Origin of the sequence: Mucilaginibacter ginsenosidivorax (genome assembly GCF_007971525.1) — a bacterium.
Lineage (GTDB): Bacteria > Bacteroidota > Bacteroidia > Sphingobacteriales > Sphingobacteriaceae > Mucilaginibacter > Mucilaginibacter ginsenosidivorax.
Genome location: NZ_CP042437.1, coordinates 4,144,016 through 4,156,383, shown reverse-complemented (window position 1 = coordinate 4,156,383; position 12,368 = coordinate 4,144,016). Strand labels below are relative to the sequence as shown.

The following is a 12,368-nucleotide window of genomic DNA, read 5'->3' as shown; positions in this document are numbered from 1 at the left end:
AAAGAGCGATGGGCGAAAGTTCATCGCTCTTTTGTTTTCTGATAAAATCATAAGTATTTTGTAAATTTACATTATGAGCAATTTACTCGAAAGAATTACTGTTGATCCGTCTATATGCCACGGTAAGGCATGTGTTCGCCACATGAGGTGGCCTGTCGAAGTTATTATTGACCTGATAGCTTCAGGAATGTCATTTGATGATATTTTGAACGACCATCCCGAGCTCGAAAAAGAAGATATACTTGCCTCCTTATCTTACGCCAAAATCAGCTTATCGGGTAAAACTTTAGAAGAAGTTAATTAATGAACTTTTTAGTTGATGTTCATTTACCTATAACACTTTCGAAATTCCTTAGTAATCAAGAAGGATGTATAGCAATACATGTTAACCAGATATTGCAAAAATGGAATACCACTGATGCTGAGATTTGTAAATATGCTGATGAAAACGACATGGTGGTAATCACAAAAGATCAGGACTTTAAAGATTCTCACTTTGTTAATAAAACGCCAAAAAAGATCATCAGAATTACTTTAGGAAATATTTCAAATAACGATTTAGTGTCGGTTTTCATGAAGAACTTCTTCCTCATCTTACAAATGTCATCAAAAGAAGCTTTTTATCTTGAGATTGGTAAGGAGCGGATTACCTCGATTGGTTAATCATTTGTCCGCTTATTCTTCAGCCAGTACCAGCCAAGATTGAAGGCTATTACAAAATGATTTAATACAGTTGGTATTAACCCATAATACCGTTTCATAATATCAAAACGTTCCTGTAAACTTTGGCGATGCTTCTTTTTCGACATCCCCCCTACCAGGTATTTGGCAACATACCTGTTTACATTCACTATTTTTTTCGCCTTTTTCGCGGCGCGGATAATCCATTCAATGTCTGCACTTAGCTGATATTGCCCATCGTAAGGTTCGGCTAATGCCCGCCTTACGTATATAGCCTGGTGACTGATACTCATGCCATATTTGAACCCACGCCAGGTAAACTTTTTCGGGGCTTTATGGCGGCGCTGTCCTAAACTTTCGCCACTGTCAGCTATCATTTCGGTTTCGCCGTAATAAATATCGGCGGCAGCGGCAGCGGCAAAAACAGCGGTTACGGTATCTGCATCGTAAAACTCGTCGCCCGAGTTCATGAACATAACGTAATCGCCCGTGGCTAACGCCAGCCCCTTGTTCATGGCATCATAAATGCCTTTATCTTTCTCGCTTATAAATTTGTGAATACGATGCTGGTATTTAGTGATTACCTGCAAAGTTCCGTCTGTTGAGAGGCCATCTACAATGATATATTCAATATTGTTGTAGGTTTGATTTAAAACCGACAAGATAGTGCGTTCAATATCGCGCACGTTATTGTATACTATGGTGATAACACTAAGCTTAGGATTAAACATCGGCGCCTCCTTTACCTTTTAACAGGCTTTGATAAAGTTCGATGTGCTTTTTGGCAATCACCTCTTCAGAAAATGTTTCCATTACCGTATCCCGGGCCTGTTTTTGCAGCAGCTGTGGCTGCGGATGTTTTATAACCCACTCCATGCCATCTGTAAAGCTCTCTGCCGAACGATAGGTGGCCAGGTAGCCGTTGTATTCATGCTTAACCATATCTGGTATGCCGCCCGTTGTAAAGGCTATAACCGGCGTTCCGCAGGCCAGGCTTTCCATAACGGTGTAAGGCAGGTTATCTTCAAGGGAAGGAATCAGGAATGCGTCGGCAGCGGCATAATGCAACGCCAACTGTTCGTCGTTATTTATTGTGCCTAAAAAGCTGGTTTTAAATGGAAAATCGAGCAGTCCTTCGGTTCCCCGATTGCCAAAAACAACCAGTTCTATTTTTTCGGCATCGATGCCCGAACGCTGCTTCAGCAACTCCATGCTGTCCAGCAAATATTGCGTCCCTTTATGCGAATCTTTGCGCGACGGCATAAACCCGCTTAAAAAAATGAATTTATCAGTCGGCAATCCCGCCTTTTTTTTTGCCTGTTGTTTGGCAATTGGTTTAAAAATATCGGTTTCGAGCGTATTAGGTATGTGATGAACGGCTTTACCAAACATCAGGCTGCTGGCGGCTATTGATTGCTGCATCCACAAGCTTGGGGCAGCTATCGCAAAATCAAGTACCTCATAAGCTTGTTTTTTTTGCTTCCATATCTGATGCGAAATATCGTTATCCGAAGGCTTAACCAGCAAGGGGCAGTTACCACATTCGTGCATAAAATGATCGCAGGCGTAACGCACATGACAACCACCGGTAAAGGCATTGCTATCATGAAATGTCCATACAACAGGCTTATTGAGTTTGGCCACCTCGGCAATATGTTTCGGATCAAGAAAACCATGGTTGATCCAGTGCAGGTGAATAATATCGGCATTCTTAACATCCGGGTGATGAATGACGGACCGGCCAAACCAGGTAAACGAAAACGGTGTTTTCATCTGTGGCTTTAAAAACCGCTTCGCCAGTATCCGCTCCAATATGATAGTAAAGGCAGCATATGATTTTTGAATTTTGTTTGTATTGAACGTGCCTATTTCCGGATTGCTGCCAAATTTATAATGCACCAGCATTCTTGATGCTACACCCTGACTTATTAATGCACGGTTAAGGCGCATGCAGCCCCGGCCCGCGCCGCCATTGCCATCATAGGTATTTAAATGCACTACTTTTAACGTTGACATGAATTACATGTTTTTAATCAGCTACGAATTACATCAATTTTAACCAATTTTACGAATTGAGCATGTGTGGAATTAAAAAGATCAGGTTGCCCATCTATTAAATGGGGTTGGTTTCGTAACTCATTTTGTTGATAACCTGATTATTTAACCACTACCGGGTTGCTGACAACATTTGGCACATGCCTGCAGTTCAATATTAATTCAATTTCATTGGCTTTACTATGTGAATTCGTACTAATTTTATTTCCTTTGCACTTATGAGCAATGAACTCACCGATAAGGCTTTTTGGGCTAATTACTGGGAATCAAAAAAAGATATAGCATTTAATGTTCCTGTAAATCATACTTTTCATAAATTACTATCAAAGCTAATTACAGAAAATAAACTATCATCTGCCATAGAATTAGGTGGTTTTCCGGGGTACTATACTATATTCCTAAAAAAGTATTTTGGATTAAAAACCGCTCTTTTTGACTTTTATATTCATCCCAAAACATTAAAAGAGGTATTAAACATTAATGATTTGAGTGAAAAAGATATATCTGTAATTGAGGGCGACCTATTTAAATATGAACCACAGGCACAGTACGATCTTGTTTTATCATGCGGACTAATAGAACATTTTAACGATACCAAAGACATTATAAACAAGCACTTGTCATTTTTAAAACCCGGCGGTACGTTATTTATTACTTTACCTAATTTTACGGGGGTAAACGGTTGGATGCAACGTAAATTTGATAGGGATAATTACGACAAGCACAATATCAGTAGTATGAACCCCAATTTATTGGCCAACTATTGCACCAGCCTGGGGTTGAAAAATGTAAAAGCTTATTATTATGGACAATTTTCCATATGGCTGGAAAATCGTGCACAACAACCGGGGCTGGTTAAATTATTTTTTAAAGCTTTGTGGTTTACAGGTAAAATAACAACCAAAATCATTCCTATTGAATCAAAGTTATTATCTCCGTATATTGTACTAACTGCAACAAAGTAATTTATTTTTTGGAGATATATTTTTCCCGTAATTGTTTAACAAACCTAACTCCCCTTTGCACCAGGTTTCCTTTTCGGTTGTTCAGAAAATATTTAATAGCCTGGTAAGCCTGATGATTTTCTGTTATTTCTGCAGGGAAATTTTTTACCGGTTGCCTTGCAATTTGCACCTGGTAAATATTTTCGTTATTGGAATGTACACCGCTACCATCATGGCCTATATTTTGTATAAAGGATTTTGAAGGGTTTAATGTTAAACCGCCCTTTAAAAAGATAGAAGCATACCAACGTATAGCCCAGGAATTATTTTTACCGGCTTTAAAATTCTGCATCTGTTTCCAAAAATTCATTTTGCCCTCTATAGAGAACTTAAGAATCTTTAGCGGATCAAACTGCGCAATAAGCTTATCAATATCGGGTTCAAAGTTGTCCCAGGCATGCGCCCATGTTGCCCAGCCCCAACTGGTGGCAGCACGGTAAAAAAACAATTCGGGCAAATCCTTATCTTCCAAATTATACATATACGCGCCGATATGCATCACTTTTTTTTGGTTTTGGTAACGGGCAAGCGCCTCATTAAAATACTGCAGGGTATAAGGCGACGACAATAAATCGTCTTCAAAAACAATCACCTTACCATACTCATAAACCAGCTGGGTAACACCACTGATGATAGATTCGGCCAAACCGAGGTTATTATCACGCAAAATTAATTTCACCGATTTAAAGCCTGTGGTTTCCTTAGCAACCTGTCTTACTTCATCAACTTTAGCACGGTCTGCTTCAGATTTAGCAGCATCGCAAAAAATGTACAAACGGGATTCATCTGCCAAAACATTTTTTTGCAGATGGCTGATGGTACGACGTGTATGGTCGGGCCGGTTATAAACAAATAAAGCTATAGGAGCAAGTTTTTGCATCGATCGGGAGAATCAGAATAATTCAGGTTGATTGGCGGCCTTTTTACATAGAACGGTATAAGCGTTGGCAAATTGTTCGCTCACCTTCTCTCCCATAATTTTACCAAGGATGGTTTTAACCATAAACTCGGTAGTTATACGCAGGTTTTTTAAAAGGCTTTTATGTTTCTTTTGATTAACGTACATGTTGAATTTGGTAACCTCGGGCTCTATCATCGAAGTAAGATCCTTTTCTACTTCAAAACCTTCAGTGGCCAACAGGTAGCGCAACGATGTTGGCGTATATACATTAATATGCCCGTAAGCCAAAAAATGTTTAATGCGCGCATCAACGCCGCGTTTGTAATCGCGTGGTACTTCAATAACGCATCGTTTTGCTACCCTCTTTATTTCGCGCAACAATATTCGTTCATGCTCTACATGCTCCAACACGTGCGATAAGATGATCAGATCAAAACTATCATCAGCAAAGGGCAGCTTGTAACCGTCAAATACCTGTGCGGTTTTCAGATTTTTTATACCACGCGACAGGATATAATCAACCCCGCTACCCGAAATTTCAACAGCCTGGTACTCAGGCGCAAAATTATCATCAGACAAAATCTTTAAAATACTGCCATCGCCGGCACCCACTTCCAGGACGTTTTTAAATGTTAATCCTTTGCAAACGTCAATGATATGCTGCGCTTTATATTTGGCCCCCAGCATGCGCCAGGCTTCATCATGTTGTTGATAAAATTGATCATACGCGGTTTTATAGTCGCCGCCAATAATTGATTCCTGCATAACTTTGGTAAGGTAAATTTATTTATAATTCCTTCTCCAGGTCATTAACAAAAGAAGCGAAGGTTTCCGGCGACTTCAGATTCAAAAAAGTTTCGCGGTTTTTATCCAGATCGGAATAAGTCAAACCGTCCATTTCCCCATCTTTAAAAGAAAATGCTTTCTCTGGCTGGCCCAACCTTATAATACCCACGCCATGATCGCTGTTAATAACTCTTATATCCAGGTCTTTTCTTTCCGAACGAAGTTTTACAATGGCTTTCCAAACGTCGCCGTTCCATTGATTTATCCATTGCGGATGCGAACCCACCATTGCCGCTGCTTCCTCTGAAGTATAGGCACGTACAGCGGCAGGCTCAGATAAGGGGTTGCAATCATGCACCAGGATAAGCCCACCTTTATTTAAATATTTAAGTGAGTTCTCAATATCCTTAACCACCTGCTCATATAAATGCAGTCCATCGATAAATATTACATCAATGCCACCAATTTTTTTGATATAGTCGCGTTTCTGTTCAAAAAAATCATCGCTTGTAAGCTCAAAAAATTTGTTATTGAAATTAGACAGATTTTTAATATAAGCCTTTATCTTCTTTTTGGCTTTGATGATAAAATGCGGGTCCACCGCTATTTTCCTGTCGGCTTTGATCTTAAAAAAACAAAACCCAGTTTGTACACCAACTTCAAAATAATTAACTTTCTTTTTCTTCTTCTTTAGCACATCGATACAATCCTGTATCATGTGGTACCTTTGTAGTTCGCTCATTAAAATTTTTCTGAATTTACTTTGCCCAGTTTTCCTTCAAGGCCGTCATTAACTGCAGACAATAGTTTTTTATATGGTTTTACTTTTAAACTGAGTAAACTTACTATAAATAAATAGGCCAAATATAGGTGTTTATTTATTTTAAATATTAATTTATTGTGGTTTGCTACCCGCGAATAAAAGTACATCCTGTTTCTTATTGCATAGTAGGTTCTGAAATTCCACTGATCAAGCAAACGGGAATGAAAAGGTTTACGCTTATACCCTATTCCCTGTGATTGATCTACATCAATAACCCTGCAGGAAGGCACAAGCCAGATAGCCCCATTATTTTGCGTTATTCGGTAGGTGTATTCAGAGTCATCTACATATAAAAAGAAATCGTCATTTGGCAAGCCTATTACATCAACCATTGCCTGGTGAAATAGCAACCCACCATAAGGGACATAGGGCATTTGCACATACTTTTTGAAGGCTATATCCTTCCTCCGTTTGTCGCGCAACTTGTAAAATTGATTATGCAGGATCCTGAACAAATTGAAGCCCATAAAATTATCCCGAACCAGGTAGTACCTGTAGGGGTCTTCGCCTTTTGCTATCCTGATATGAACGGCCCTATCCGGCCGGAGGCAAAACAATGCTTTTTTATTATTTTGTCCGGGTATTTCATCCCACATGCGCAAAAGTTCATGTAAAGTATCTTCTTCGGGTACATTATCATCGTCAAGTAGCCAGATGAAATCAGCGTCAATGTTTTTATGGGCATAATTTATACCCTGCTTATACCCTCCCGCCGATCCTATGTTTTCATTATTATTTAAAACCGTGACCCTATCGTCATCTAATTGGGTAGCAAGATCGCTTACACTATAAAATGACGCGTTATTTATAACCACCACCCCACTTACCTGCGCAAAACCGAGCACACGTTTAAGTACCTGGTTTAAAAACTGCCCCCTATTTGCATAGGTAACCGTTAACACACACACTTTATATTTTATATTTGCCATGTACAGTTCAAAATTATCATTTTACTTCATACAACACAGCGGTTAAATAACTGAATGGGCATAATAAAACAACAAACCATTAAAGGTTCTATCTACTCTTACCTTGGCATATTAATTGGTTTTCTTACAGTAAGCATCGTTCAACCCCACGCCCTATCGCCCGAAGGCATTGGCTTAATAACGCTGTTGGGTTCCTTATCGCTCATGTTTGCACAATTTGCCATATTGGGTTTTAATGGTACGGCAAGGTACTTTCCATATTTCAGAAGCGAAGAAAACAAGCATAACGGCTACTTATTTTTGTCGTGCATAATTTCGGCAATTGGCAGCTTTTTGTTTATAATAATTGCTTATGTATATAAAGATGAATTAGTTGGCCATAACCAAAAGAGCGTCCTTTTTGAACATTATTACTGGTACCTGGTGCCACTTACCATTTTCACCCTGTTTTTTAACGTGTTTGATTTGTACGCCCGCATGCTTTATAACATGACTACGGGGCTCATACTGAGAGAATTTACCAAAAGGATTTTCGTACTGATTACCATTTTGCTTATCTATTTTCATTTGGTAACCTTTGATACCTTTATGGTACTTTGGTTTTTCGCCAACATCATCCCCACGGCATTAATTATCATCAGGTTGATTAAAGACAACCAGTTTTCACTTAAGCCAAACCTGGATTTTTTGACTAAAGACATGGTGCGCAAGCTTGTGGGTATTTGTTTTTTTACTATATTAACAGGCGCATCTCCCTTAATTATCCAAAACATTGATAATATCCTTATTTCAAAAAAAATGGGGTTAGACCATACCGGTGTATATTCACTAGCGTTTAATTTCGGCCTTATTATCTCGCTTCCTTCGCGGTCATTGTATAGTATAGCCTATACCGTTATAGCCGAATCATGGCGGGCAAATGATCTTAAAAATATTAAGTCTATTTATGAAAAAAGTTGTGTTACCCAGTTAATCAGTGCATTGTTCATCTTTATACTGATATGGGCAAACGTTGATAATATTTTTGCCATACTTCCGCCTGTATTTAAGGAAGGAAAATATGCTATCTTTTTTGTTAGCCTTGGTTTCTTTATCGATTCGGCAACAGGTGTTAACCTTGTGATATTGGCTACCTCAAAATATTTTAAATACGACTCCCTATTTAATGTACTGTTGGTAGGTGTAATAGTTATTGCCAATTTAATATTAATTCCCATATATGGCATTACAGGCGCTGCCATAGCCTCAGCGCTTACTTTTTTTATTTTTAATCTTTTCAGGTATTTATTTATTCTGATAAAATTTAAAATGCAGCCCTTTAAAATCCAAAGTCTGTTGGCTATAATAGTTGGCGTTTTGGTTTACTATCTTTCGGTATGGATAATTCCTCATTTTCAAAATTTCATTGTCGATACCACAATCCGTACGGCGTTTATTACCATAATTTATATCCCGGCAGTATATTTCCTGCAACTATCTGACGATATCAACGGGATTATAGACAGCCTGATTTTTAAATTAAAACGGCGATAGTTTCGTTTTAGATGGTTTAGAGATTTACAAAATCACCATCGTTTCGCGCATCCATAGATTAGCGGTGCTGGGAGGGTGGAATAGGTATACTTCGGGGATACGCCGTAAAAGCATTCTTAATGGCGGCAGGGCGATTTCCTGATCCCACTTCGGAAATAAAAAAGCCCTCCGGAATTACCGAAGGGCGCTATACTATAACCTACTTACCAAATTATTGGCTTGTAAATTTCTTAGCGTTTATTTTACGCTCGTTTTCGTTCAGATAAATTTTACGTAAACGGATGCTTTGCGGCGTAACCTCGATGTACTCATCAGCCTGGATGTACTCCATTGATTCTTCTAACGAGAATTTGATAGCCGGTGCAATCCTCACGTTAGTATCGCTACCAGATGCACGCATGTTAGTTAACTGCTTGCCCTTGGTTAAGTTAATTACCAAATCGTTATCGCGGATGTGCTCGCCTAATACCTGTCCTTCGTAAATATCAACTCCGGGATCAACGTGGAACCTGCCACGATCCTGCAATTTATCAATCGCGAAAGCCGTAGTTTTACCTGTATCCATAGATACCAATACACCATTTAACCGGCCAGGGATAGTACCTTTCCATGGTTCGTATGCTTTAAAGCGGTGTGCCATAATAGCCTCGCCACCTGTAGCGGTTAGTACGTTGTTACGTAAGCCTATAATACCACGTGCAGGGATATCAAACTCAAGGTGTTGTAAATCGCCTTTAGGTTCCATTACCAATAAATCACCTTTACGTTGGGTTACCAGCTCAATTACTTTACCTGCAACATCGCCCGGCACATCAACAATCAGGGTTTCAACCGGCTCGCATTTAACACCATCAATTTCTTTAACGATAACCTGCGGCTGGCCTACCTGCAATTCGTAACCTTCGCGACGCATGGTTTCGATCAATACTGATAAGTGAAGAATACCACGACCATACACCAGGTATGAATCAGGCGATTCGGTTTCAACAACCTTAAGCGCCAGGTTTTTTTCCATCTCTTTGTACAAACGGTCACGTAAGTGGCGCGATGTAACAAATTTGCCCTCTTTACCAAAGAAAGGCGAAGTATTGATGGTGAACAACATATTCATGGTAGGCTCATCAATTTTGATAACTGCCAGTTGCTCTGGTTTTTCAAAATCGGCAATCGTATCGCCAATATCAAAACCTTCAATACCAACTACAGCACAGATATCGCCCGAGCTAACTTCTGTAGCGCGTACTTTACCTAAACCTTCAAAAGTATAAAGTTCTTTAATTCTTGATTTTTGGATAGTGCCATCGCGTTTTACCAAAGATACCGGCTGATTTTCTTTGATGGTACCACGTGCCACACGACCGATTGCAATACGACCTACGAATGAAGAATAATCCAAAGAAGTAATCTGCATTTGTAAAGTACCTTCGGCAATAGGTGCAGGAGGTATGTTCTCCAAAATAGCATCCATTAAAGGGAAAATATCTTCTGTTGGTTTTTTATAATCGGTGCTCATCCAGCCTTGTTTTGACGAACCGTAGATAACCGGGAAGTCCAGTTGCTCTTCAGTAGCCTCAAGGTTGAAGAATAATTCGAAGATCTGTTCGTAAACTTCTTCCGGGCGACAGTTTTCTTTATCTACCTTGTTTACAACCACAATTGGTTTTAAGCCCAAAGCCAAAGCCTTTTGGGTTACAAAACGAGTTTGAGGCATGGCGCCTTCAAAAGCATCGCAAAGTAATAATACACCATCCGCCATTTTCAATACACGCTCAACCTCGCCGCCAAAGTCGGCGTGACCAGGAGTATCAATAATGTTTATCTTAACGTCTTTATACCTTACCGAAACGTTTTTTGATACGATGGTGATACCTCGCTCACGTTCCAGGTCATTGTTGTCCAATATTAATTCACCAGTTTCCTGACCATCGCGAAAGATGGCGCAACTGTGTAAAATTTTGTCAACCAATGTAGTTTTACCGTGGTCAACGTGTGCGATAATCGCAATGTTTCTTATTTTTTGCATGAAATATGCCCCTATAAATTTGGCGCAAAGGTACGTTTAATATATGGGATTTTAAAACGCGGTCAAGTTATAGTTACAGATTTAACAATTTCATTACCAAAGAGTGGTAACCGGGTACGATTTAAAGTGTTGATCGGCAGAGATAATGGTGAGTTTTTTCAGTAATAGCCTGAGAAATGATCAGCCGATCAAAAGGGTCTTTATGAAAATGTTCAAGTTTATTCAAATATTGCAAATGATGAAATTCTATACCGATATTTTTGAAACCATTGCTGTCCATAAAAACAGGAAGGCTTTCAAAATCAAGTGTCAATTTTAACTTATCTAATCCTATCTTTATCGAGATTTCCCACAAACTGACGGTACTTACAAATTTAACAACTTATTGATCTTCAATTACAACTTTGGCATTGTCGGATAATGCAGAATTACCATCAATATACCATAAAAATGTATGAGTATCTAAAAGGTAGTTTACTGCTACATATAATCTTTAAAGTCCTCTAAAGGCTCATCAAAATCATCGGCCATATAACCGATAATTCCTTTGCCCCCACCAAAACCAGCCTTAACCTGAAATGAAGTGGATTCAGTTGCCGATTCGTCAATGTGATATTCCATCAGCAATGCATCTATATACCCTTCCACTTTAAGCTTGAGGTTATCTGGCAGCTTATTAAGTTTCTTTTCAATCACCTCTGTTCCCATAAAGCTAATTTACAAAAACTTATCCTACCTCCCAAACGCCCAGCACAAAAACTTACCCATTACCCTGCCCCAGGTTTCGGTATTATGGCTACCGCCAACTACCTCGACATAATGAATATCCGCAGGGCGAGAATAGCCTTTTCCCTCCAATTCCTTAATCAGGTCGATGGTGTCGTCAATAGCGTCTATAATCCCGTTCTTGTTCCTGTCGCTGGTTTCATCTTTGGTGCCGGTTTGCAGCCAGAATTTCAATTCGGGCTTACCTTCGGTTTCTCTAACCAGAGCATGCGCAATGCGGTCATTGTCAGTATACCCTTTAGCTAAATCCTTGCATCTCCACCAAAACGAGCCGGAAAATACCCCTACCTTATCAAATACGTCGGCATTATTCCAGCAAATATCAAATGCCGATAATCCGCCTAAAGAAAAACCTGCGAAGGCCTTGCTTTCAAATTCGTGAATACCTGTTTCGGCTTTTATCCGTGGCAGCAATTCAGTTATAATAAATTGATTATAAATATCAGCCTTAGCACCTCGCTTTTTAAAATCGGGCCTGCCGGCTACGCCGTATTCCTGCAGCCTATCTTCTCCCGCGTGTACGGCTGCCACCAACAATGGTTTTATGCGGTTGGTGTTATATAGTTGTTCCAATGTTTGGCTAAGCGCAAGGTTTTCCAGCTCTTGCCCATCGTTCAGCAATAACAAGCTTAACGGCTCCGCAATTTCCTGTTCATCGGGTATTAATAGCGTGCATAATACCTCTCTTTTAAGCAAGGCAGAATTTATCGTTATCGTTTTTTCTATTATCGTCATTTCTGTTTCAGCCCAGCCCCAATTCATCTTAAGTTAATTTTAAAGGGCACAAAAGTACGGTATGTTTTCAAATTATTACGCTAACGTATTAATTTATCAGTTAGTTGCCTTT

The 12,368-nt window shown here is 39.4% G+C and carries 13 protein-coding genes; 4 read left to right on the top strand and 9 right to left on the bottom strand.

What is annotated here, in order from left to right; all coding sequences use genetic code 11:
- Nucleotides 1-73: 73 nt before the first annotated feature.
- Together FSB76_RS17460 and FSB76_RS17455 are read left to right on the top strand one after the other, a co-directional pair.
- Nucleotides 74-304, top strand: coding sequence for a DUF433 domain-containing protein (locus FSB76_RS17460; protein WP_147055519.1), 231 nt, complete (start codon nt 74-76; stop codon nt 302-304).
- The gene (locus tag FSB76_RS17455) at nt 304-663 is read left to right on the top strand and encodes a DUF5615 family PIN-like protein (RefSeq protein ID WP_147055517.1); all 360 of its coding nucleotides are present in this window, start codon (nt 304-306) and stop codon (nt 661-663) included. Before FSB76_RS17460 ends, FSB76_RS17455 begins: the two co-directional genes overlap by 1 nt.
- On the opposite strand, the gene FSB76_RS17450 is transcribed toward FSB76_RS17455, so the two are convergent.
- The gene (locus tag FSB76_RS17450) at nt 660-1,412 is read right to left on the bottom strand and encodes a glycosyltransferase family 2 protein (RefSeq protein ID WP_147055515.1); all 753 of its coding nucleotides are present in this window, start codon (nt 1,410-1,412) and stop codon (nt 660-662) included. The two genes, FSB76_RS17455 and FSB76_RS17450, sit on opposite strands and share 4 nt — an antisense overlap.
- Complete coding sequence (locus FSB76_RS17445) at nt 1,405-2,697, bottom strand: glycosyltransferase family 4 protein (protein WP_147055513.1); 1,293 nt, start codon at nt 2,695-2,697, stop codon at nt 1,405-1,407. Before FSB76_RS17445 ends, FSB76_RS17450 begins: the two co-directional genes overlap by 8 nt.
- Before the next feature lie 257 nt (nt 2,698-2,954).
- Between FSB76_RS17445 and FSB76_RS17440 the strand changes: the two genes are divergently transcribed.
- Nucleotides 2,955-3,701 (top strand): class I SAM-dependent methyltransferase, encoded by a 747-nt coding sequence (locus FSB76_RS17440; protein ID WP_147055511.1) that lies wholly within the window; start codon nt 2,955-2,957, stop codon nt 3,699-3,701.
- A 1-nt stretch (nt 3,702) separates the two neighbouring features.
- Here the strand turns inward: FSB76_RS17440 and FSB76_RS17435 are convergent, their stop codons facing one another.
- Genes FSB76_RS17435 through FSB76_RS17420 form a run of 4 tightly spaced genes read right to left on the bottom strand, consistent with a single transcriptional unit; the run spans nt 3,703 to nt 7,179 of the window.
- Entirely contained in the window at nt 3,703-4,620 is a 918-nt protein-coding gene (locus FSB76_RS17435; RefSeq protein ID WP_147055509.1) for a glycosyltransferase, read from the bottom strand.
- A 12-nt stretch (nt 4,621-4,632) separates the two neighbouring features.
- On the bottom strand, nt 4,633-5,406 hold the full coding sequence (locus tag FSB76_RS17430; RefSeq protein ID WP_225976237.1) for a class I SAM-dependent methyltransferase: 774 nt from the start codon (nt 5,404-5,406) through the stop codon (nt 4,633-4,635).
- Between the two features lie 22 nt (nt 5,407-5,428).
- Nucleotides 5,429-6,169 (bottom strand): class I SAM-dependent methyltransferase, encoded by a 741-nt coding sequence (locus FSB76_RS17425; protein ID WP_147055507.1) that lies wholly within the window; start codon nt 6,167-6,169, stop codon nt 5,429-5,431.
- Nucleotides 6,169-7,179 carry a glycosyltransferase gene (locus FSB76_RS17420; RefSeq protein ID WP_147055505.1) on the bottom strand — a complete coding sequence of 337 codons (1,011 nt, stop codon included), beginning with the start codon at nt 7,177-7,179 and terminating at the stop codon, nt 6,169-6,171. Before FSB76_RS17420 ends, FSB76_RS17425 begins: the two co-directional genes overlap by 1 nt.
- Before the next feature lie 54 nt (nt 7,180-7,233).
- Here FSB76_RS17420 and FSB76_RS17415 point away from each other — a divergent pair, with 54 nt between their 5' ends.
- Nucleotides 7,234-8,712: a lipopolysaccharide biosynthesis protein gene (locus FSB76_RS17415; protein ID WP_147055503.1), complete on the top strand. Its 1,479-nt coding sequence runs from the start codon at nt 7,234-7,236 to the stop codon at nt 8,710-8,712.
- A gap of 211 nt (nt 8,713-8,923) precedes the next feature.
- Here FSB76_RS17415 and typA read toward each other — a convergent pair whose 3' ends face one another.
- The 3 genes from typA to FSB76_RS17400 form a co-directional block, all read right to left on the bottom strand.
- The gene (typA, locus tag FSB76_RS17410) at nt 8,924-10,735 is read right to left on the bottom strand and encodes a translational GTPase TypA (RefSeq protein ID WP_147055501.1); all 1,812 of its coding nucleotides are present in this window, start codon (nt 10,733-10,735) and stop codon (nt 8,924-8,926) included.
- Nucleotides 10,736-11,215: 480 nt separating this feature from the next.
- On the bottom strand, nt 11,216-11,443 hold the full coding sequence (gene vapB, locus FSB76_RS17405; protein ID WP_147055499.1) for a type II toxin-antitoxin system VapB family antitoxin: 228 nt from the start codon (nt 11,441-11,443) through the stop codon (nt 11,216-11,218).
- A gap of 24 nt (nt 11,444-11,467) precedes the next feature.
- Nucleotides 11,468-12,283, bottom strand: coding sequence for an alpha/beta hydrolase (locus FSB76_RS17400; RefSeq protein WP_147055497.1), 816 nt, complete (start codon nt 12,281-12,283; stop codon nt 11,468-11,470).
- Between the last annotated feature and the right edge of the window lie 85 nt (nt 12,284-12,368).

What these genes read in the sequence shown, in the direction of transcription:
- FSB76_RS17460 (WP_147055519.1), top strand. Translation starts at nt 74, where the DNA reads ATGAGCAATTTACTCGAAAGAATTACTGTTGATCCGTCTATATGCCAC.
- FSB76_RS17455 (WP_147055517.1), top strand. Translation starts at nt 304, where the DNA reads ATGAACTTTTTAGTTGATGTTCATTTACCTATAACACTTTCGAAATTC.
- FSB76_RS17450 (WP_147055515.1), bottom strand. Translation starts at nt 1,412, where the DNA reads ATGTTTAATCCTAAGCTTAGTGTTATCACCATAGTATACAATAACGTG.
- FSB76_RS17445 (WP_147055513.1), bottom strand. Translation starts at nt 2,697, where the DNA reads ATGTCAACGTTAAAAGTAGTGCATTTAAATACCTATGATGGCAATGGC.
- FSB76_RS17440 (WP_147055511.1), top strand. Translation starts at nt 2,955, where the DNA reads ATGAGCAATGAACTCACCGATAAGGCTTTTTGGGCTAATTACTGGGAA.
- FSB76_RS17435 (WP_147055509.1), bottom strand. Translation starts at nt 4,620, where the DNA reads ATGCAAAAACTTGCTCCTATAGCTTTATTTGTTTATAACCGGCCCGAC.
- FSB76_RS17430 (WP_225976237.1), bottom strand. Translation starts at nt 5,406, where the DNA reads ATGCAGGAATCAATTATTGGCGGCGACTATAAAACCGCGTATGATCAA.
- FSB76_RS17425 (WP_147055507.1), bottom strand. Translation starts at nt 6,169, where the DNA reads ATGAGCGAACTACAAAGGTACCACATGATACAGGATTGTATCGATGTG.
- FSB76_RS17420 (WP_147055505.1), bottom strand. Translation starts at nt 7,179, where the DNA reads ATGGCAAATATAAAATATAAAGTGTGTGTGTTAACGGTTACCTATGCA.
- FSB76_RS17415 (WP_147055503.1), top strand. Translation starts at nt 7,234, where the DNA reads ATGGGCATAATAAAACAACAAACCATTAAAGGTTCTATCTACTCTTAC.
- typA (WP_147055501.1), bottom strand. Translation starts at nt 10,735, where the DNA reads ATGCAAAAAATAAGAAACATTGCGATTATCGCACACGTTGACCACGGT.
- vapB (WP_147055499.1), bottom strand. Translation starts at nt 11,443, where the DNA reads ATGGGAACAGAGGTGATTGAAAAGAAACTTAATAAGCTGCCAGATAAC.
- FSB76_RS17400 (WP_147055497.1), bottom strand. Translation starts at nt 12,283, where the DNA reads ATGAATTGGGGCTGGGCTGAAACAGAAATGACGATAATAGAAAAAACG.